Raw genomic sequence first — 20169 nt, 5'->3', positions numbered from 1 at the left:
GCTGGGAGGATGGGAGTTCTCACGCTTCCGTCCGGCCCGACCAGCAAGGCACCTCGTAAGTGAAATCCTCCCACAGCCCCGGCGCTGTCTCCGCCGTGTTCGACGAGCCGAACCTGATCGGCGGACGCCGGGCTGGTCCCGCTGGTCCGCCCGGCCGAACGGGTTGGCCTGCCCGGTCTCGTCGCAGAGCGGCTGCGCATCGACGGCGCGGGTAACAGCGGCGGCGCCCACCCGAATGTGAAGGCGATGACGCTGGTCGCTGCGATGTGCGCCGGGGCCGACTCCATCGACGACGCCGACCGGCTGCGGCACGGCGCGATGGGCCGACTGTTCGGCGGGGTGCGCGCGCCCTCCACGCTGGGCACCTTCCTGCGCTCGTTCACCCACGGCCACAACCGGCAACTGCACGCGGTGCACCGGAACTTCCTCGCCCGCCTCGCGCGAGACACCCCGCTACTGCCCGGCCTGGACCGGTTGGCGTTCGTGGACATCGACCCCACCCACCGGCGCGTGTTCGGTCGGACCAAGCAGGGTGCCGAGGTCGGACGGTTCATGGGCGTACGCACCCTGCACCCAATCCTGGCCACCCTCTCCACCCCGCTGGCCAGGCCTGTGGTCGCGGCCGTCAGGCTGCGTCGGGGCAAGGCTGCCGACGCCCGCGGAGCCGGGCCCTTCACGAGCGAGGCACTCGCGGCCACCCGGCAGGCCGGCGCGAGCGGGACCGTGATCGTCCGCGCGGACAGCCAGTTCTACAACGCCGACGTCGTGGCCGCCTGCCGCCGCTCGAACGCGCACTTCTCGCTGACCGTGCGGATGAATCCCCACATCGCCGCCGCGATCAGCGCGATCGGCGAGGACGCCTGGACGCCGATCCGCTACCCCGAGGCGTTCGTCGACCCGGACACCGGCGAGCTGGTCTCCGACGCCGAGGTCGCCGAAACCACCTACACCGCGTTCACCGGCCGCCGGAAGGCCGAGCAAGTCACCGCCCGCCTCATCGTGCGCCGAGTGCGCCGACTGAACGCAGAAGTCACGCCCGGTCAGGGCGAGTTGTTCATATCCTGGCGCTACCACGCCGTCTTCACCGCCTCAGGGTGACGCCGTGCCGAGCAGCGCCGCCAAGGCCTCACTGGCCTGCTTCAGTTGGTGCTCGTCCGCTTGACGGTGCGTCGTCTCCTGGTGGCAGGCCGGACAGCGGCCGTCGCTGCGTACCGCCGGGCGGCCGCAGCCGTCGGTGCACCGGGGCAGCGCGGCATCCGCTGCGTCCTGGACGCATGCCCGGCACCGGCCGTCCAGGCGTGCGGGCTCTGCCGGACCCCGCCCGCAAGCCGCTGAGCACGGCTTTCGGCAGGGTGAGCACAGGGCGCCCTGACAGGCACCTGACGTCCGCAGAACCCGTCCCGGCCCTGGCACTCGTGCTGGGCCCGGTTCTGAATCTCCTGCTGGACACTCCGCGGTCGTGGTACCGCCACTGCCGGAATGGTCGCCCCGGCAGCGCCGTGCCCGGGCGGAATGCCTGGGGTCTCGGGCAGGGTGGAGATCCGGTAGGCGAGGATCGCGGCGGCGTTGCGGATCGGCTCGTTCTTCGGATGCGCCGTCACGGCAGTTCGCAGGAATTCCGGCGCCCAGCCGTTGGCGAGCCGCCGGTCCAGAGCGGCGCCTTGGTCGGTCAGCGCCGGCCCGGACACCGCGAGCTCCGGGTGGGCGGCCCCGATCTCCAGCAACAGCATCACGCCGGCCGACGCAGCCGTCACCGTCGACGCCTTGGCCCGGTCGACCGACGTGCCGGTGTCCCGGATCCTCTGCTGCTCGGCCTCGCCGCCATCCATCCGTCCGTTCGTTCTGCTCAACTCACGCGCGTCAGGTTCAGGAATGGACGGAGGGACGGGAGGAGTCGCCGGTTCAGTAGCTGGGTTGGAGGTACTGGTTTGGGGGTCTGCAAGTTCCCCCTTGGGCGACTTGTAGTTCCCCGCCGGGGACTTGCAGTTCCCCCGTGGTGCGATTCGGAGCTGCCACGACGAGGGGTCTGTGAGTTCCCCCGCGTCGGCTGCTCCTGGTCGGCGGGTTTGTGCGTTGGCCGGGAGGTGCCCTTGTCCGTCCGTTCCTTCCTGGGCTGAGGAGGGGAGATCGGTGGACGGTTCCGAGGGGTGAGCGGCTCGCGGCCGAGTCGGGCTCGTTCGGCGTTCGTCCGCTCGATGTTGCTGAACCGGCCGTAGGGGATGAGCAGGTCGTAGACCACGGGGCGCCGGTCGGCGCGGTAGTGCTTGACCAGTGACTGATCCCCCTTGGCGATCAGCCCCCGGCGCAGCAGGTTTCGCCAGCACCGCTTCACGGTCTCCTCCGACACCTTGACGCGGTTGGCGATGGTCTCCTTCGACTGTCAGGTGCCGCAGCCGTCACGGTCGGCGGTCTCGGCCACGCATCCGAGGACGGCGTACTCGTTCACGTCGGCGACCGGCGCGTCACCACTGAGCGCCACGGTGGTCACGTGTGCCAGCCGGGGAATTCAGTCGGTGAGCAGGTCGGTCAGTGCGGTCGCTGGGTCGGGGTCGGCGGGGCCGGCGGGCCACCAGGTGCCGTGTTGCTTCCGGTAGGGGTACCAGCGTCCGTCGGTACCCAGGCGTAGTTGGGTGCCGCGGCCGATCACGGTGAGTCGGTTGCGGGTGGTTCGCAGTGTGGGGGGCCGTTCGCCCTCCCATGCCTGTCTGATCGTGTCGCGGGCGGCGGCGATCTGTCGGGGGTCGGGTTCCCATGTCTCGTCGAGGATGGGCAGTGCGGGTGCGCCGCCGTGGTGCCAGGCCTGTACCGCTCGCGTGAGTTCTTCGGGGGTGTGGCCGCCGCTGTCGGACAGGCGAGCGAGGACTTGTGGTGGGGGCGCGGCTGCGGCGAGCCGGACCAGGTCTTCGTCCACGCTGGACTCGGCCCAGGTGATGCCGGCGTCGCTCTGGCCACTGCTTTGCAAGGGAAGTAGTACGTGGTGGAGTAGGAGGGCCGCGCGGGCGGCCGTGTCGGTGGCCAGGAACTCCAGCGCGGACGGGTCCACGTCTGGCGCGGGGTCGCCCACGTCGGCGAACTGCGCCACCTTTCCGGGCTGCTCGACCGGGGCCGGTGGGGCGGGAAGCGGCGGGATCCCGTTACGAGCGGCAGTGAACGCCTCGCGGGCGGGCACGCCGAGCGGTGCGGCGGATAGGGCGGCCGTGGGTGTGGTGTCTTCGGCCACCGCCTGGGCGGCGTTGCGGCGTTGAAGTTCGTCCATGAGTTCGCGCTCGCCGCGCCCCCGCAGCAGGAGCAGCACGAAGGGGTCCTCGTCGAGGAGGCGGGCGACTTGGTAGTAGACGGCGGCGGCGTGCTTGCAGGGGTAGCCCCAGTCGGGGCAGGAGCAGTCGGGGGTCAGCTCGCTCTGTCTGGGGAGGAGTTGCACTCCGGCGCGGGCGGCGTCGTCGGCCAGAGAGGTGGGCATGTCTCGGTCGAGGAGGGCTGCGATGTGTCCGGCCTGTCCTGCCGCGGTTTCAAGGAGGAGGTCCCAGTCGCGGTCTGTGAGCTGGGGGATGGTCATGGATGTGCGGTAGGGGGTGCGGCGGCTGCCCTGAACGCGGGCGGACACCCGGCCGGGGGTGACGGTGATCTCGCCGACGTTGCCGGCGCGTGCGTAGGTGCGTCCCCGGGCCAGGCGTCCGGTGGGTGAGCGCTGCGGCCCTTCCAGGGCCTCGACCCAGGCGTTGCCCCACCAGGATTCGGCGAAGGCACGGCGGCCCCGGGCCGGCGGCAGCGGGGGGAAGATGCGGGTGCGGCCGTTGTCCGGCTTCTTCGCGCGGCTCGTCGGCTGTTTCACCGGGCGGCTCATCGGGTGCTCACGCGCAGGTAGACGAGGTCGGCGAGTTCCGCGTCGCTCAGTTCGGTGAACGCGGCCTCGCCGCCGCTCAGCACGGCGTCGGCGAGTGCCTTCTTGCGTTTCAGCATGTCGGCGATGCGGTCCTCCACTGTGCCTTCCGTGATCATGCGGTGCACCTGCACCGGCTGGGTCTGTCCGATCCGGTACGCACGGTCGGTGGCCTGCTCCTCCACTGCCGGGTTCCACCAGCGGTCGAAGTGGATCACATGCCCGGCGCGGGTCAGGTTAAGGCCGGTGCCGGCCGCCTTCAGGGAGAGCAGGAAGGTGGGGACCTCGCCGTCCTGGAAGCGCTGCACCATCTCCTCCCGCCGTTTCACCGGGGTGGCGCCGTGCAGGAACTGGACCGGCATCCCGCGCGCCGTCAGGTGCGCCTCGATGAGGCGGCCCATCGCCACGTACTGGGTGAAGACCAGCACCGAGGCGCCCTCGGACACGATCGTGTCCAGGAGTTCGTCGAGGAGCTCGAGTTTCCCGGACCGGCCGGCGATCTTGCCGCCGGTTTCCTTCAGCTACTGGCCTGGGTGGTTGCAGATCTGCTTCAGGGCGGTCAGCAGCTTGACGACCAGACCGCGCCGGGCGATACCGGTGTTCTGCCCGATCTCGGCCATGGTCTCGCGGACTACTGCCTCGTACAGGGCGATCTGCTCCTTCGTCAGGGCGACCGCACGGTCTGTCTCGGTCTTCGGCGGGAGCTCCGGGGCGATTCCCGGGTCGGACTTGCGGCGGCGCAGCAGGAATGGCCGCACGGTGTGGGCGAGTCGTTCGGCGGCGTGGGGGTCCTGGCCGCTTTCCGCGCCGCGGGCGTAGGTGTCGCGGAAGGTCTTGAGGGGGCCGAGCAGGCCGGGGGTGGTCCAGTCGAGGAGGGCCCACAGTTCGGAGAGGTTGTTCTCGACCGGGGTTCCGGTGAGGGCGACCTTGGCGCGGGTGGGGATGGTGCGCAGGGCCTTGGCGGTGGCGGAGAAGGGGTTCTTGACGTGCTGGGCCTCGTCCGCGACCAGCAGCCCCCAGACGCCGGTGTGGGTGTGGGTGTGGGTGAGGTGTTCGGTGTCCAGGCGCATCGTGGCGTAGGTGGTGAGAACGATCTCGCCGGGGGCGAGGTCGTCCAGGGTGCGGGTTGGTCCGTGGAAGCGGCGCACGGGTGTGCCGGGGGCGAAGCGTTCGACCTCGCGCTGCCAGTTGCCGAGCAGCGAGGTCGGGCAGATGACGAGTGTGGGGCCGGCGGTGGCCGGGGCGGTTTGGCGGTGCAGGTGCAGGGCGATCAGGGTGATGGTCTTGCCCAGGCCCATGTCGTCAGCCAGGCAGGCGCCGAGTCCGAGGGAGGTCATCTGGTTCAGCCAGGTCAGGCCTCGCAGCTGGTAGTCCCGCAGCGTCGCCCGCAGCGCCGCGGGGGGTTCCAGCGGTGCGCGGCGGGCGGTGGCCTCGGGGTCGGTCAGGCGCTCCTTCAGCTCCGCGAGCCAGCCGCCGGGGACGACGTCGACCCGTGTCCCGTCGGCCTGTGTACTGCCGGCCAGGACCGCGGCCAGCCCTTCGACGGGAGTGAGGGTGCGGGCCTCGCGGTCCCGGGCCCGGCGCAGCGCCTCGGGGTCGATCACCACCCACTGGTCGCGTAGGCGCACCAGGGGGCGCTGGGTCTCGGCGAGGTGGTCGAGTTCGGCTGGGGTGAGTTCGTGGCCGCCGATGGTGAGCTGCCAGCGGAAGGTGAGGAGGGTGTCGGCGTCGAGTAGGGAGGGCAGGTCGGAGCTGGCCCGCTCGGCGGGTTCGATGACCGCGTGGGCGAGCAGGTCGCGGGCCAGTTCCTTGGGCCAGTGCACCTGGATCCCGGCCGCGGCGAGGTCGGTGGCGGCCTCACCGAGGAGGTCATGCACTTCGGTGTCGGACAGGTCCAGCCCGGTCGGGGCGGCGGCGGTGAGGAGGCGGCCCAGCGGCGGCCAGGCGTGGGCGGCGCGGCGCAGGGCCAGAAGGGTGTCGATCTTCGCCCTGGGGCCGAAAACGTGCTGGGCCGGGGAGCGGCCCGTCCAGATGTCGGCAGCGTCGGCGACCAGCGCGGCCTCGCCCACGCTGTGCAACTGGACGACGGCCCGGAACAGACCGTCTTTGGCCCTGTCGCCCCAGGGGTCGTTACCGGCGGCCAGGCCATCCGGGACACCCTGGTCGTCGATGTCGTCCCAGTCGTCCTCACCGTCCTGAAGGGCGGTCAGGGAAGGGAATTCCAGGCGCAGGGACACGCGTACGCCGGCATCCAGCCCGGCGGCCACCTGGGCCGCCCAGGCGCGCCGGTGGGGGACGTGCTGCGGCTCCCTGGCCGCCCACGCCGTACCGCCGACGGCCAGGTGCGCGGCGGGAGTACGCGGCAACGCGTCGGCGATGGCATCGAGGAAGGCCCGCAGCAAAGGCTCGGCCGCCGGCAGCTGCAGCGGTGCCAGGCCGGGCAGCGGAACCGCCCGCGCCTCGGGCGGCATCGCCGCCGCCAACTCCAGCACCCGCCGGGCGTCGTCCGGGTCATAAGGCCCGATACGCCAGGCGTCGAATCCCTGCGGGCTGACCCCGGGCAGGAGCCGGCCACGGGCCAGCAGCTGCAGCGCGAGGACACTCGCCGCACCCCAGAACGCGGCCGCCGGATCAGCACCCGGCATACGGCGCGCAAGGCCGAGGGGTGCCAGCGCCTGCGGAAAAGGCACGGTCGTGACCGGGACCTCGCGGCGGCGCACCGAACTGCCGTGCGGCCGCACCACCGTGAGCCGGTCGTTTGCACCGAGCGGGGAGGCGGGCGAGGCGGAGGTATCAGTGTGGCAGAACGCCACCCGGCCCAGCCGGGGCGGATCCGCAGGCAGGAACACCGCGGCGCAGCCAGCCAGCTCCGCAAGCTGGTCAGGAGTCATGACCGCCGGCGGCGCCCCAGGGGCCCGGTCGTCGGGGATACCGCGGTCGGGGGCGGCCTCGTCGGGGACCTCGATGACACGCAGGACACTTGCCACAGACCGGAACTACTTTCCAGACGACTGCACGACCGCAGCGCGGGCCGCGCACCGAGCGTAGCGAAGAGCAGAACCCGCAGGCAGGTCGTTCGGCCCAATTCCACAGGCCCGGGCCGCTGTCCCGCCCGACGCCGGCGGGCCTGCCCCCGTACCGGTCAACATCGTGGCCAGGAGGACACGCCGGTCACGTGCCGAGGCGCGCGTTGGTTCATCGACCGCTGCGAGCAAGACCGTCTGTCGCTGGAGCCGCCGCCGTCGGCGCACGTACGCAGTCGGGAAGCCGGAGATGGCGATGCGCGACATCACCCCCTGGGTGGGGCCGGGTGGTGGAGGATGACCCCAGCTGACCGCAGGGGCCTCGGTCTGTGCAGGAGCTCGGAGGCGTCCCGGAGAAGTGAGAGAGGTGCACCCTGCGAAGGGCTCGGACCACGAGTGTTCGATCACCCGCTCGGCTGTGGTCGTGAGGGCGCCGGACGCCGGGGCCCGCTGATCTCTCCGCTGGAGGTCAGGGCCTCGTTTGTCTTGTCAGAGGACGTTCTGAGCCGGTATGACCGTCTTGTGGTCACCTGATCGTGTGGGCTTTGGCGGTACAGGCCGGTCGCGCGGCTTGGTCCTGCTGGGCTATCCGGGTGAGTGACCGCAAGCCCTACAAGAGCGACTTGTCCGATGAGCGGTGGGCGTTGATCGAGCCGGTGATCGCGGCGTGGAAGGCCGACCCCCGTCTCCGACTGGGCATCAGGGCCGATACGAGATACGGGAGATCGTCAACGCGATCCTGTATCAGGGCAGGACCGGCTGCCAGTGGGACTACCTGCCACACGACCTGCCGCCGAAGTCGGCCGTCTACTACCACTTCGCGGCCTGGCGCGACGACGGCACGGACGTGAAGATCAACGACTTGCTCCGCTGGCAGGTCCGGGAGAAGGCCGGGCGATCGGAAGACCCAAGCCAGGTCGTGATCGACACGCAGAGCGTCCATGCGGCGGTGAACGTGCCCGCGGCCACGACCGGGAAGAACGCGGCCAAGAAGATGCCCGGCCGCAAGCGCGGACTGGCGGTCGACGTCCTCGGCATGGTCATCGCTGTCACCATCCTGGCCGCCAGCGCCCACGACAACGCGTTCGGCATCGCCCTGCTCGGCCAGGTCGCCCCCATCGGCACCATCAAGAAGGCGCTGGTGGACCAGGGCTTCAAGAAGGCCGTCGTCGAGTACGGCACCGCGGTCGGCATCGACGTCGAGATCGTCGAACGCAACCCCGCCGACAAGGACGCCGGCTTCGTCCCGCAGGCCAAGAGGTGGATCGTGGAGCAGACGCTCGGCATCCTTATGCTGTTCAGGCGGCTCGTGCGGGACTACGAGAGCAGGCCGAAGTCCTCGGAGTCCAGGATGCGCTGGGCCATGATCGACGTGATAGTGCGCCGGCTGACCGGTCAGACCACGCCCACCTGCCGCGGGTGACCGCATGGACGCCCAGATCACACCACTCCTGGAGCGGATCAAGGCACGCGAGCGGGAGTTCGCTACCACCGCGGAACAGCTCCGCACGCAGATCGACGAGCTCACCGCGAGCCTGCGTGAACCCAACGAGGAGATGGAGAACCTGGCGGTGACCCGCAAAACACTTCTCGCCCTACCCCCAACTACCCCGGAACCGACCGATCCGCCGCCAGCCCTGCCGGACCACCCCGCCTACCAGCGGATCCTCACCGTCTTCGCCGACACCGCCGGGCCGATGCGCGCCCGCGACCTGTGCGAGCGCCTCGACCTCGCCATCATGCCGAAGAACATCGAGAGCACCCGGCACAAGCTCAAGCGCCTGGTCAGCCTCGGCGTCCTCACCGAGCCCGAACCCGGCTTGTTCACCCAGCACCGCCCGAGCACCACCAGCCCACCTGCCCCAAACCGGCGGCTGAATCGGGCTGGCGCCCCGCCCACGGGCGCCGCCGTGCTGCCCCCGGACGCCCCGCCTCGCCGACGCCCGGCCCCGGTCGCGAGCGCAGGCCCCTCCGGCTGACGTCGAGGCCGGTCCGAAACCCCTTGGACGGCACGGGGACGGGCTTGCTGAAATAGGAGACGGCGGCTGTTGGAGTCGAAGGGATGCGGCGATGACCGAGATCAGGCTGCACCTGTCGGTGCGCGGCCTCACCGACGCGGACCTGCCGTCCTGCGGCTGGGCCGGCTCCCCCAAACACGTGCGCGAGCTCGTCCACCAGATCCGCCGCGCCGAGGCGGGCGAGATCGACTACCTTGCGGTGTGCACGCCGGTCGGGCTCCCGGTGGCGGTCGGCGGCATCGACTACACGGTCAAACCCGGCGCCGGCATGCTCTGGCAGCTCGGCGTCCACCCGGCCCTGCAGTCCTGCGGGATCGGAACGCTGCTGATCCGCTCCGCCGAGCAGTGGATCGGAGCCCGGGGCCTGACCCACGCCGAACTCGGCGTCGAGGAGAGCAACCCGCGCGCCCGCGCCCTCTACGAACGCCTGGGCTACCGGGCCTTCGGCCACGAGCTCGACTCCTGGGACGTGGAGGCCGAGGACGGCTCGCTCCAGCGGTACGAGACGATGTGCACGCTGATGCGCAAGGACCTGGCGTGACGCTGGATTTCGCGGCGTTCGTCGCCTACGCGACGGCCGACCAGGCCGTCGTCGGACTCGTCGTCAAGGGCTCCCAGGCCCACGACGGCATGACCACCCGTCACTCCGACCACGACCTCTACGTCATCCTCGCCGACGACGCGGCGAGCGAGCTGGCTGCACTCGACGGCTACCGCTCCGCGCAGCTCGACCTGGTCGTCACCACCCTCGAACGGTTCCGCCGGCCCGCCGACTGGGAGCGGTACGCCATCGCCCGCTCCAGGGTGCTGGTCGACCGCCGCGACGGGGAGGTCACCCGGATCGTCGCCGCGATGGGGCGGCTCGGCGCCGAGGAGGCCTTCCGGTCCGCCGCCGCCCTGCTGGACGCCTACGCCAACTCGCTCTACCGCTCAGTCAAGAACCACCGCGATGGCAACCCGCTCGCCGGCCACCTCGACGCGACCGTCAGTGTCGGATTCCTGCTCGACCTGCTCTTCGCCCTGAACCGCCGACCACGCCCCTACAACAAGTATCTGGCCTGGGAGCTGGACCGGTTCCCGCTGCCCGGCTGGGAGAGCGCCGCGCTGCTGGACACCGTCGCCCGGATCGCCGCGACCGGCGAAGTGGCGCCGCAGCAGCGGCTCTTCGCCCAGGTCGAGGCGGCTGCCCGGACCGCCGGCCACGCGGCGGTGCTCGACGCCTGGGGCGATGACCTGGTACTGATGCGGACCCACCCGGACTCCCCAGCCCACCAGCCCTCCTGACCCGAGCCAACAGTCCAATCGGGCAAAGCGGCTCAGAGCGTCCTCCAAGGTTCATCTGGGGCGCCGAGAGCTTGGTGCGACTACTGCGCCCAGCGTCCCATGGTCGGCGCGGTGCCGATCAGGCACTCGATGTCGATCTGGAAGCCAACGAGGGCGTGGGCGGTCAGGCGCAGGTGGCCCTCAAGGCAGACCAGATTGTCCTCACTCTCACCGAGGAGGATGAGCGGAGGAAACCGCTCGCCTCCGATGAGCGCGTGGGCTGCGTCGACGAACGGTTCGTTGGGAACGTCGAACGCCCGTATCCCTGCCTTGATGCGTGAGGCCGCGTCGGCTGGCCGGCGGCTGCCACCCGACAGTTCGACCCAGTAGGAATAGTTGAGGTAGCGGACTCTGGCGGCCTCGTCGGCGGACAGGAGTGCCCTGGTCCACGTGACTTGAGTGGGGAAGTTCTCGAACAGGTCGCAGTTCTCGCCGTACCCGCGCGTCGCAGCGAGCAGAGCGCGACGTGCGAAGTTCGCTCCAGTGTCGGAGAGGTCCGGATGCGTCAGCAACTGCTCGGTCTGTCCGGCTGCCGCCAGGTGGGACCGGAGGTTCTGGCCGAACCTCCGACTGGACAGCTCGCCGCGCAAGAAGCAGGCGACCATCTCGTCCTCACTGCTCATACCCAGTACCTGCACGACCGTCAGCATAGAATCGACCCCGTTCGCCCGGCACCGCCCAGGCAACTCCGTCACTCCGCGCCACCAGCCCACCTGACCCAAGCCAGCGGTCGAATCGGGTAAAGCGGTTCAGAACGCCCTCTGAGTGGGCGTTTAGAGAGCTTTGTTCCGTCATGCGGCTTTCATTCCTGACCGCATTCGTGATGATGTGCCTGATACAGGAAGTCTGTCCTCGCCCTGGCCACCAGCATGACTGTCCGTCTCATCCGCTTCTGAGCCTGGAAGTCCGTCTGGTTTGAAGAAGTCATAGAACCGCCCATGGGGCAACGGAACAGAGCCTTCCGCCACGTTCATGCAGACGCTGTGTCGTGAGCCAGCGGAAGCCGCACCCCAGTGACCTGTCCGACGCCCGATGGGCCCTGATCGAGCCGAAACTGACGGCCTGGAGGAAAGCACGGCTCGACCGCAGGCCCACCGGACAGCCGGCAAAGGTCGAACTGCGCGACGTGTTCAACGCGATCCTCTACGTCAACCGCACGGGAATCCCCTGGAAGTACCTCCCGCACGACTTCCCGAACCATGGCACCGTCTACGCCTACTACGCCGCCTGGCGGGACGAGGGAATCTTTGCCCAGCTCAACTACGACCTGACCGGCCTGGCCCGCGTGAAGGAGGGATGCAACCCCGAGCCGACAGCATCCGTGATCGACACCCAGAGTGTGAAGACCTCCACGAACGTGCCCCTGGCCAGCCAGGGAACCGACGCCGCGAAGAAAATCGTCGGCCGGAAGCGCGGCATCCTCACCGACACCATCGGGCTGATCCTCGCCGTGACCGTCACTGCCGCGGGCCTGTCCGAGAACGCCGTGGGAATACACCTCCTCAACCAGGCCAAGAAGACCTACCCGAGCATCTCCAAAAGCTGGGTCGACACCGGCTTCAAGAACGCCATGGTCGAGCACGGAGCCAGCCTGGGAATCGACGTCGAGGTCGTTCACCGGAAGTCCGACGTCCCCGGATTTCACGTGGTGAAAAGGCGGTGGGTGGTCGAACGAAGCCTCGGGTGGATCATGCAGAGACGGCGCCTCGCCCGCGACTACGAGACCCTCCCGGCCAGCTCCGAGGCCATGATCCACATAGCCTCGATCGACAACCTCACCAAGCGCATAACGGACGAGAGCACACCAACCTGGCGAGGCACCTACTAGGACATAAAGGGCAAACTACTCTCACCAAATGCCCTCTCAGAGCCGTCTCGTGGTGAACAGGGTGGTCCCGTACACCGCGTCCACTTCCTTCCGTTCGGTCTCGGTGAAGCCGACCTTGGCCAGCACACGGCGAGAAGCGGTGTTCCAGTCCCAGACTGTGGCCCACAGACGTTCGAACCCAGACGATCTCGCCCATTCCAGAACCGCCAACGAGGCCTCAGTCGCGTATCCCTGACACCAAACTCGGCGTAGCAGCTCGAATGCCAGTTCCGGTTCCCCTACCGATCCTCGCCCGCTGTCGACCAGCCCGCAGTAGCCGATGACGTCACGAGAGGCCTTCCGCTCGACCGCCAGCAACCCGATCGACCACAGCTGGTTAGTGCGGATCGAATCCTCGAGCTCCGCGACCGTGGGGTGTCCGTCCGCGTCGATTCGGCGGTGCGGCGGCACTCGTGGATCACGTTCGGTCCACAGCTCACGCTGGACGACAGCCTCGGCTACCCGCCAAGGTCTGAGCAGCAGGCGACTCGTCTCGAGTACAACCTCGCTGCCCGGAGTCGCGCCAACTGTCATGACAGCAACCATCTCACGGGCGAACGCGCTGTCGTGCCACGGGGGGAGTGTCCAATTAACGGCTCTGGCCCGTAATCGGTGGTAACGAAGGGTGACGGCCGTCGTTGGCATGGTGTGCGCGATGTCAATGAGCTTGTGAGTGTGGTGTTTTCGGGACTGTCGGCCCTGGTCGTCGAGGGCGTGACGGACGAGGGCGAGGTTATCCGGGTGTCGGCGCGGACCCGGGACAATCCGGTGCCGTGCCCGGTGTGCGGGCAGCCGACGGGGCGGGTGCATGGCTTCCACGGGCGGGTGGTCGCGGACGTGCCGGTGGATGGACGGCGGGTCGTGGCGTCGGTGCGGGTCCGGCGCCTGGTCTGCCCGGTGCTCGGCTGCCCGCGGCAGACGTTCCGCGAACAGGTCCCCGGCGTCGTGGAGCGCTACCAGCGCCGCACCAACCGCCTGGCCGACCAACTCGGCTCCGCGCGGTCAAGGAGTTAGCGGGGCACCGCAAGGCGCGGCTACGGGGCAGGCCGCGCCCCGGGGACAGCGGCCGGGAAGAAACGGCCCAGATGAGCCGGGCGGACCCGGACCGCCGGAGGGCTCAGGGCCCGCGCGGACCGTCCCGCGGTGTGCCGGGGCGGCCGGTGTGTACGTCCGGCCGCCCCGGGCCCGACGCGCGAGGTGCCCGGGCCGTGGGGTGTCGTCCCGGGCCGCCGCACGACGGCGCCCTGCCGCGCCCCCGCAGGGGCGCTCCGCCGAAACCAACGAGCGCACACCCCACAGGGCACGGCCCGGCCCGGCAACCGGATCCGGTGCCCGGCTCCGGAGGCGAACCCGAGGTCCGGTTCCGGCGGCCGGCATCACCGCGACGGCCCTGTGCCGGAAGGGATCGCGGCGCGGGCCCTCCCTGGGTGGGAATTTCCGGCGAATCGCTGGAATCTGCGGGTGGGGGCCGTACATTCGGCTGCTACGAGCGGTAACTGACGATCCGGTAGGAGTGGTTGTGGCAAACCCCAGCACGTTCGGCGCGGACAGCGGTGTGGGATCGACCCTCGGCCTGCTGGAGGCGAAGCTGCCCGCCGTACGAGAGCGGCGCCGCCACCTCGAGGAGCAGCTCGCGGCCGTCATCGCGCAGGAGAGGGCCATGGTCAGCGTGCTGGAAGGCCTCGCAGCGCTGGCAGACACCTTGCTCGACCACGGCGACCCCTCCCCCGCCGCACCGGAAGCCGTGATGGTGGCAGCGGCGCCGGAAGCACAGGCCGAGCCCGACGCGACGGACGCGGCGGCGGCGGATGCCGGAGCCGACGAGCAGGCCGCCACAAACGCCGCACCCACACCCGAGCCCGAGGGGGCGAAGCCCGCCCGCAAGCGCACCACCACGCGCAAGGCCCCAGCCGCCAGGAAGAGCACTGCGGCCGCGGCTTCCGCCGCCCCGGGCGCACCGGACGCGGCACCGGCCAAGGCAGCTTCCACCCGCAGGACGCGGGCGAAGAACCCCACCACGCCCGCCACGGCGGCCAAGGCCGCCGCCGCTCCCGCACCGGAGCAGGACGCGCAACCGGCCACCGCAACCCCGGCGGGGAAGGCCCCGGCCCGAGGAACGGCCAAGCGCGCGGCGAGGAAGACGTCGAAGCCCGTCCAGGGTGCGGGGGCGAAGGCCTCGCCGGCGGCCGCGAAGCCCGCGAAGAAGGCGGCCCGCAGGACGGCCGTGGCGACGGGCGAGGTCTCCGCCCCGGCCCAGGCCGCGGCCACCACCGTCAAGAAGACCACCGGGAAGCGGGCTCCGAGGAGCGGCACGTCCCGGGCGGCCGCCGTGGCTCCCGCGCAGACCGGCCCGGCCGACAGCCCGGCCCCGGCGGCAAGGACGCGGGGGCGGCGGACGACGGCCGACCGCCGGCAGGGCCTGACCGACGCCGCCGTCGTCCTCGCGGTGCTGTCCGAGGCATCCGGACCGCTGCGGGCCCGGGACGTGGCCGACCAGCTCGGCCTGGACGTCCTCGAGTCGAACGTCAACGCGGTCCGCACCCGCCTCGAGCGCCTCGCCAAGGCCGGCCAGGCGCAGCGGACCGGCCGTGGCCTGTACACCGTCGCCACCGCGGTGGCCGGGACCGCGGACTGACCGCCCATCGGATCCGGCTGACAGCCGTCCGCGCGGGCGGCCGCTGTCGGCCGGGGCGAAGAAGAAGGGGTGCGCACGGGCGGTGGCCGGCCGGGGCGGGTGTGCGGCGGCGCCCGACGGGGTGAGGTGTGCGTCTCGTGCCCGGCGGGCGCCGCCGGTCACAGTAGCGCGGCACAGGGCTATGCCGCCGGGCGGACGACGTTCCAGGGGCAGCGGGCGGCTGTCAGGGTTCGTCCGGGCGGTCGGCGGCGAGCCGGTGCAGGGCACCGGCCTCGACGGGTCGACGGCATGTCCCCACCGCATCGTGAACGGCGGTCTGTCGGCGGGTGGCCGCCCGGCCCGACGCCGCCGGCCTGCCCGGTCCGGCCGACGGCCCGTTTCGCGTCCAGTTCCCGCATGGCGGGATGTTCGCGACGGGGGTACCCCGTTCGGCCCCATACTGGCCCCTGCCCACGTCAGTTGAGGAGAAGGAAGCCCATGCTCTCGAAGCGTCTTGTCGCCGCCGCCGTCGCCTGTTCGGCCCTGATCGTGGGAGCGAGCGGGTGCGGCCAGGACAAGGCCCCGGCCGCCGCCACCGCGTCCGCCCCCGCGGCGACCTCCTCCACGAGTGCGGGCGCGGCCGGGCACCTGGACACCGGCAAGCTGACCGCCGCCGAGATCGAGAAGCAGGCCCGCGACGCGATGGCCTCGCTGTCCTCGGTCAAGGTCGCCGGAAACCTGGTGACGGACGGCCAGAAGATGACCCTCGACCCAGGGCTGATGCGTTCTCAGCTGTCGAGATGAGCGGCTCGGCTGGGTATGGCCGGTTACGGGTGATTGGCCCGACTGGAAACGACGAACGCGACTCCTGATGATCAAGGTTGTCGAAGCCATAGATCATGAACAGGGGTCGCGTTCGCGTGCCATCCTCCCTGATCGACGTCCTCCTGCGCCACTGCGAGGACGTCGACCTGCCGTGCCCGCCCGCGGAGCTGTCCGAACTGCACACGCTGGCTGAAGTGCTGGACCGGGTCCCGGATCCACGCCGCGTCCGGGGCCGCCGCTACCGCCTCGGCGTCCTGCTCGCACTGTGCCTGGTCGCCGTGCTCAGCGGCGCGACATCGCTGGCTTGCATCGCGCGCTTCGAGGCCGACAGCAGCCCGGACGTCCGCAGGCGCCTGGGGCTCCCGAAGCGCGCGCCGGCCGCCACGACTCTGGGCCGGCTCCTGGCCCGCCTGGACGGTGACGCCCTGGACGACGCCGTGGGCGCATGGCTCGCCCGGCTGTCCGCCGATCCCGTCTCCGAGCCCTCACCCGTGCCGACCGGGCTGGCCGTGGACGGCAAGACCGTGCGCGGAAGCCGCACCGACGGCACCGCCGTGCACCTGCTCGCCGCCGTCCTCCACGACAGCCAGGCCGTCATCGCCCAGCGCCAGATCGAGGCCAAGAGCAACGAGATACCGGCATTCGTACCACTGCTGGACCCGCTTGACCTGCGCGGCGTGGTCATCACCGCCGACGCCATGCACACCCAGCGCGACCACGCCGAGCACGTCCTGGCCGCGGGCGGCCACTACATCCTGATCGTGAAAGGGAATCAGAAGAAACTGCGTAAACAGCTGAAGGCGCTGCCCTGGCGCGAGATCCCGCTGCAGGACCGCACGAGGGACACCGGCCACGGTCGGCGCGAGATCCGCCGCCTGAAGGTCTGCACCGTCCGCCCCGGCCTGCTCTTCCCACACGCCCAACAGGCCATCGAGATCAAGCGCCGCCGGACCAACCGTCGCACCGGGAGGACCAGCACGAAGACGATCTACGCGGTCACAAGCCTCAGCCCCTCACAGGCCACCCCCGCTCAGCTTGCCGCCCTGATCCGCGGGCACTGGTCGGTCGAGGCTCTGCACCACGTGCGAGACGTGACCTTCGCCGAGGACGCCTCCCGCATCCGCACCGGCACCGCACCTCGCGCCATGGCCACCGTGCGCAACCTCGCCATCGGCCTCATGCGCCAAGCCGGCTGGACGAACCTCGCCGCAGCCACCGACCACTACCGGTCACGGCCCGCCCACGCATTCGAACTGCTTCGTCTCGCAGCCTGAGAACGCATCAGCCCTGCGCGCGCCCTCCGCGAGGGAGGAGATCGACGAGCACCCACCGAGCAGCGCCATCCCCACACGGTGCACTCACGCCACCCCCAACGGACGAATCGTCAGACTGGACACGGCCCACCAGCCCCACAGCCACAAGATCGTGTTACGAGCTCTATGACAACGCCGTTGCGTTTACGAGCGGTGTCGTGATGCAAGTCCGGCTTCCATGACGTGGATCTCGGCTGTGACGGTGTAGCTCTGGGAGGTTTGCGGGCGTTTTCCCGCGTTTGGCCCGTACTTGCTGGTGGGGTTCTTGCGGCTGCGGGCCTTGACTCGCTGGCGGCGCGTGGCGGGCAGGAGGCCGGCCAGGACTGCTCGGCCGATCACGCCTACGAGGTCGGCCGGTCCCTGTGCGTGTATGCCGGCGGCGATGGTGACCTGGTCGGCGGCTGACTGGAGCAGGACGGTGAAGCTGATCCGTTCCATGGCCAGGCCGGGCCGGGTGGCCGCGGCGTCGGCGGCGGTGCGGATGAGTGCCTGGTAGGTCGCCAGGAGTGCGTAGACCTCCTGGTCCAGGCCTGGGATGCTGCGCGAGCGCAGGACGCGGCCGTCGAGCATGGTCGCCTTGATCGAGAAGTAGCAGGTCTCCACCTGCCAGCGGCGGTGGTAGAGCTCCACCAGTTCACGAGCGGGGTAGCGCTCGTGGTCGAGCAGGCTGGTGACCAGGCGCCAGGGCTCGCTGCGGGTGGTGCCGTCGGCCAGTGTCACGGTGATCCATGCCTCGATCACCCGGACCGGCAGGAGCCGGTAGCCGACGCCGGCCCTGTAGACGGCCGTGTTGAGGGTCGCCAGGTAGGAACCGTCGGGCAGGCGCTGCTGGATGACCGGGCAGCGACGGGCGGAGGAGCGCACGAGGAAGCGGGCTCCGGTGTCGTCGAGGTCGTGCAGGAAGTCGATGGCGTCGAAGTTCGCGTCCGCGAGCAACAGCATCGAGCTGTCCAAGCAGTCCAGCAGGCGTTGGGCATAGGGAAGTTCGCCCGTGCTCTCGGGGCCGAAGCAGGCTGCCAGGACGGCCCGGGTGCCGCATTCGACGATGACGAGCAGCCGCAGTAGCGGGTAGCCGAACTCGATCGTGTCCCCGATCCGCTTGGGGTAGCGCCAGGTGATCTGCTCGGTGTCCGGGGCGTGCAGGAAGGTGCCGTCGATGGCGACGGTACGCAGACCCCGGTAGAAGGAGCCGGCCTGACCGCGGCCGGCGACCGGCCCGGCCAGGATCTCGAACAACCGTCGCAGCGGAGCAGTTCCGACCCGGCGCCTGGCCCGTGCGAGCGAGGACGCGGCCGGACGGACCGGGGCGAGTGTGCCGAGGGCCGCGGTGAGCTTGTTCCACACCGCCACGTAGGAGCAGTCCTCGAACAAGGCCAGGGCCAGGACGAAATACACCACTACCCGTGACGGCAGCAGCCGCAGCCGCCTCTCCCGCGCCCCGGTCTCCTCCAGCACCGCATCGACCAGCTCGAAGTCCACGATCTGGGTCAACTCGCCCAGATGCCCCGGCGCGAACACACCCCCAGCCGCGGAGACCACACGCGTGATGACAGACTTCTCCTGCAACGGGACCCCTGAATCTTGATCATCTTGCTCGACACAAGTGATCTACCAGGGGTCCCGTTCTCACTGATCACCGGCTTGACGAACCATCCACCGGCCAAACGCAACGGCGTTGAGCTCTATGACTTCCGTACCAGCGACGCCAGTGATGCGGTCATCACGCGGGTGGGCTGATAGTTGATCTCTGGCGGACGATTGTCGCCTGCAGCCGAGCTCCGACAATTGCGCCGATCAAGGCCAGACCACAAAGAACAAGCTCAGACCCGGTGCAAGACGCCACGGGCGGTCCGCGCATGATTGGCGCCATGGGGAACGCGGTCGAGAAGATCAAGGTCTGGTTCCGGTTTGTCCCCCGCGAGGGCTGGATCCCTCAGGACACAGAGGGCCTGTGGGCGACCGGACTCAGCGCTGACACGGCCACGATTGAGAGGACGTTAAGTCCGTTTCTGGTAGCGGCCGCGTCCAGGTTGGGCGAGGAGTCCCTGACGAACGAGTCGTCCCAGGCGGGAGCGGGTGACGTTGATCGAGGGCTCGTCGGTGGGCAGCCCGAGGAGTTCGTGTAGGTCGCGAACCCGGAAGACCTGCCCGGGGCGCTGGTTGAAGGCGGTCACGATGCGCTGGTAGACGGTGGCGGATCCCTCGGGAGATGGTGCGCGGTCGGGCGGGGTGAGGCCGTCGATGACCTTGCCGGTGGTGACGATCTCGGCGAGGCGGGCCTCGACCTCGGCGGGGGCGCTGGTGGGTTGGTCGATCTGTTCGCGCAGGCAGTCGGCGCGTGAGGCGGTCTCGTCGTGTTCGGCCTGCAACAGCCGCAGGAGTTCGGTGACGTTCACGCGGCCAGCTCGACGTCGTCGCGCCAGGCGGGGCTGGGGGTGGTGAGGCGGCGGAGCATGCCCGCGGTGGAGGCCCAGTAGACGCGGGAGGCGGCGTTGTCGGGCCGGTGGTCGTAGTCGCGGGCGAGGCGCCGGTGGAGCATGAGGGTGCCGTTGACCTGCTCGACCATGCACCGCTTCGGTTGCGGAACGAAGCCCTTGCCCTGGTCGTCGGGCTTGCGCCGGACCACCTCGACGGTGATGGCCTTCAACGCCCCGTGGATGATCACGGCGTCCTTGAAGCCCTGGTCGACCAGGGCCTTCTCCAGGCGCATCCCGCACCGTTCGGCCGCCTGGTCCAGCAGAGCGATGCCGGCCTCGTTGTCGTGCGCACTGGCGGCCAGGACCACCACCCCGATGACCAGGCCCAGCACGTCGACGGCCAGTCCCCGCTTCCTGCCGGGCGTCTTCTTGTTCGCATCCAGTCCCGTCGTCTCCTTCGGCACCCCCGCCGCCACGCGGACGGACTGGGTGTCGATGATCACCAGGGACGGGTCCTCTAATCGCCGGGACCGCTCCCGCACCTGGCAGCGCAGGATCTCCTGGATCCGCTGGTCAAGACCGTCCTGGCGCCACAGGGTGAAGTAGTAGAACACCGCCGACCAGGGCGGTGGGTCATGCGGCAGAAGCCGCCACTGACAGCCGGTCCGGTTCTGGTACAGCAGCGCGTTCACGACCTCACGCAGGTCGCAGGAGCCCGGGTCCCCGGTCGCCGAGCGAGACACTCGCTCCTGCTTCCAGGCGGTGACCAGCGGCTCGATCAAGGCCCACTGTCCGTCGGACAAGTCCGTTGAGTACGGCATTCGTTTCATGCCCCGAGCCCATCATGCACACGACACCGTGGTCAGCCTGAACGACTCCGTACCCAGGA

The 20169-nt window shown here is 70.1% G+C and carries 14 protein-coding genes and 4 pseudogenes; 10 read left to right on the top strand and 8 right to left on the bottom strand.

The genetic code is table 11. The annotated features are described in order from the left end of the window. Positions 1-129: 129 nt before the first annotated feature. Positions 130-1098, top strand: a pseudogene (locus OG871_RS38255) (transposase); the annotation flags it as partial. A gap of 41 nt (positions 1099-1139) precedes the next feature. Here the strand turns inward: OG871_RS38255 and OG871_RS38250 are convergent. The 3 genes and pseudogenes from OG871_RS38250 to OG871_RS38240 all read right to left on the bottom strand — a co-directional run bounded on the left by OG871_RS38250 (position 1140) and on the right by OG871_RS38240 (position 6771). Continuing rightward, entirely contained in the window at positions 1140-1829 is a 690-nt protein-coding gene (locus tag OG871_RS38250) for a hypothetical protein (RefSeq protein WP_371503162.1), read from the bottom strand. A gap of 677 nt (positions 1830-2506) precedes the next feature. Continuing rightward, entirely contained in the window at positions 2507-3832 is a 1326-nt protein-coding gene (locus OG871_RS38245) for an SWIM zinc finger family protein (RefSeq protein WP_371503160.1), read from the bottom strand. 8 nt (positions 3833-3840) lie between these two features. Further along, positions 3841-6771 (bottom strand): annotated as a pseudogene (locus tag OG871_RS38240) (SNF2-related protein). 725 nt (positions 6772-7496) lie between these two features. On the opposite strand from OG871_RS38240, the pseudogene OG871_RS38235 reads away from it, so the two are divergent. The 4 genes and pseudogenes from OG871_RS38235 (at position 7497) to OG871_RS38220 (ending at position 10205) form a co-directional block, all read left to right on the top strand. Further along, positions 7497-8326, top strand: a pseudogene (locus OG871_RS38235) (IS5 family transposase). Positions 8327-8330: 4 nt separating this feature from the next. Then, complete coding sequence (locus tag OG871_RS38230; protein ID WP_371503158.1) at positions 8331-8882, top strand: hypothetical protein; 552 nt, start codon at positions 8331-8333, stop codon at positions 8880-8882. Positions 8883-8973: 91 nt separating this feature from the next. Then, positions 8974-9462 (top strand): GNAT family N-acetyltransferase, encoded by a 489-nt coding sequence (locus OG871_RS38225; RefSeq protein WP_371503156.1) that lies wholly within the window; start codon positions 8974-8976, stop codon positions 9460-9462. Beyond that, on the top strand, positions 9459-10205 hold the full coding sequence (locus OG871_RS38220; RefSeq protein ID WP_371503155.1) for a hypothetical protein: 747 nt from the start codon (positions 9459-9461) through the stop codon (positions 10203-10205). Before OG871_RS38225 ends, OG871_RS38220 begins: the two co-directional genes overlap by 4 nt. 80 nt (positions 10206-10285) lie before the next feature. Here OG871_RS38220 and OG871_RS38215 read toward each other — a convergent pair whose 3' ends face one another. Next, complete coding sequence (locus OG871_RS38215; RefSeq protein WP_371503153.1) at positions 10286-10867, bottom strand: hypothetical protein; 582 nt, start codon at positions 10865-10867, stop codon at positions 10286-10288. 365 nt (positions 10868-11232) lie between these two features. Here OG871_RS38215 and OG871_RS38210 point away from each other — a divergent pair, with 365 nt between their 5' ends. Next, positions 11233-12072 (top strand): IS5 family transposase, encoded by an 840-nt coding sequence (locus OG871_RS38210; RefSeq protein WP_371503151.1) that lies wholly within the window; start codon positions 11233-11235, stop codon positions 12070-12072. Positions 12073-12108: 36 nt separating this feature from the next. Here the strand turns inward: OG871_RS38210 and OG871_RS38205 are convergent, their stop codons facing one another. After that, positions 12109-12645 carry a GNAT family N-acetyltransferase gene (locus OG871_RS38205; RefSeq protein ID WP_371503149.1) on the bottom strand — a complete coding sequence of 179 codons (537 nt, stop codon included), beginning with the start codon at positions 12643-12645 and terminating at the stop codon, positions 12109-12111. A 144-nt stretch (positions 12646-12789) separates the two neighbouring features. Between OG871_RS38205 and OG871_RS38200 the strand changes: the two are divergent. The 4 genes and pseudogenes from OG871_RS38200 to OG871_RS38185 all read left to right on the top strand — a co-directional run. After that, positions 12790-13148: pseudogene (locus OG871_RS38200) on the top strand (transposase family protein); the annotation flags it as partial. 482 nt (positions 13149-13630) lie between these two features. Further along, positions 13631-14746: a hypothetical protein gene (locus tag OG871_RS38195; protein WP_371503147.1), complete on the top strand. Its 1116-nt coding sequence runs from the start codon at positions 13631-13633 to the stop codon at positions 14744-14746. Positions 14747-15223: 477 nt separating this feature from the next. After that, on the top strand, positions 15224-15529 hold the full coding sequence (locus tag OG871_RS38190; RefSeq protein WP_371503145.1) for a hypothetical protein: 306 nt from the start codon (positions 15224-15226) through the stop codon (positions 15527-15529). Between the two features lie 116 nt (positions 15530-15645). Then, on the top strand, positions 15646-16824 hold the full coding sequence (locus OG871_RS38185) for an ISAs1 family transposase (protein ID WP_371503143.1): 1179 nt from the start codon (positions 15646-15648) through the stop codon (positions 16822-16824). Between the two features lie 183 nt (positions 16825-17007). On the opposite strand, the gene OG871_RS38180 is transcribed toward OG871_RS38185, so the two are convergent. The 3 genes from OG871_RS38180 to OG871_RS38170 all read right to left on the bottom strand — a co-directional run bounded on the left by OG871_RS38180 (position 17008) and on the right by OG871_RS38170 (position 20110). Beyond that, positions 17008-18402 carry an IS4 family transposase gene (locus OG871_RS38180; protein ID WP_371503141.1) on the bottom strand — a complete coding sequence of 465 codons (1395 nt, stop codon included), beginning with the start codon at positions 18400-18402 and terminating at the stop codon, positions 17008-17010. Positions 18403-18860: 458 nt separating this feature from the next. Further along, complete coding sequence (locus OG871_RS38175) at positions 18861-19259, bottom strand: type IV toxin-antitoxin system AbiEi family antitoxin domain-containing protein (protein WP_371503139.1); 399 nt, start codon at positions 19257-19259, stop codon at positions 18861-18863. After that, positions 19256-20110, bottom strand: a complete 855-nt coding sequence (locus OG871_RS38170) for an IS5 family transposase (RefSeq protein ID WP_371503137.1) — start codon at positions 20108-20110, stop codon at positions 19256-19258. Before OG871_RS38170 ends, OG871_RS38175 begins: the two co-directional genes overlap by 4 nt. Positions 20111-20169 lie beyond the last annotated feature (59 nt).

Origin of the sequence: Kitasatospora sp. NBC_00374, assembly GCF_041434935.1 — a bacterium.
In the GTDB taxonomy this organism is placed as follows: domain Bacteria; phylum Actinomycetota; class Actinomycetes; order Streptomycetales; family Streptomycetaceae; genus Kitasatospora.
This window is presented reverse-complemented; position numbering and strand designations above follow the sequence as displayed.

Bases quoted from the DNA above. Each gene is read 5' to 3' on its own strand.
- OG871_RS38250 (WP_371503162.1), bottom strand. From the start codon at position 1,829: ATGGATGGCGGCGAGGCCGAGCAGCAGAGGATCCGGGACACCGGCACG.
- OG871_RS38230 (WP_371503158.1), top strand. From the start codon at position 8,331: ATGGACGCCCAGATCACACCACTCCTGGAGCGGATCAAGGCACGCGAG.
- OG871_RS38225 (WP_371503156.1), top strand. From the start codon at position 8,974: ATGACCGAGATCAGGCTGCACCTGTCGGTGCGCGGCCTCACCGACGCG.
- OG871_RS38215 (WP_371503153.1), bottom strand. From the start codon at position 10,867: ATGAGCAGTGAGGACGAGATGGTCGCCTGCTTCTTGCGCGGCGAGCTG.
- OG871_RS38205 (WP_371503149.1), bottom strand. From the start codon at position 12,645: ATGACAGTTGGCGCGACTCCGGGCAGCGAGGTTGTACTCGAGACGAGT.
- OG871_RS38190 (WP_371503145.1), top strand. From the start codon at position 15,224: ATGCTCTCGAAGCGTCTTGTCGCCGCCGCCGTCGCCTGTTCGGCCCTG.
- OG871_RS38170 (WP_371503137.1), bottom strand. From the start codon at position 20,110: ATGAAACGAATGCCGTACTCAACGGACTTGTCCGACGGACAGTGGGCC.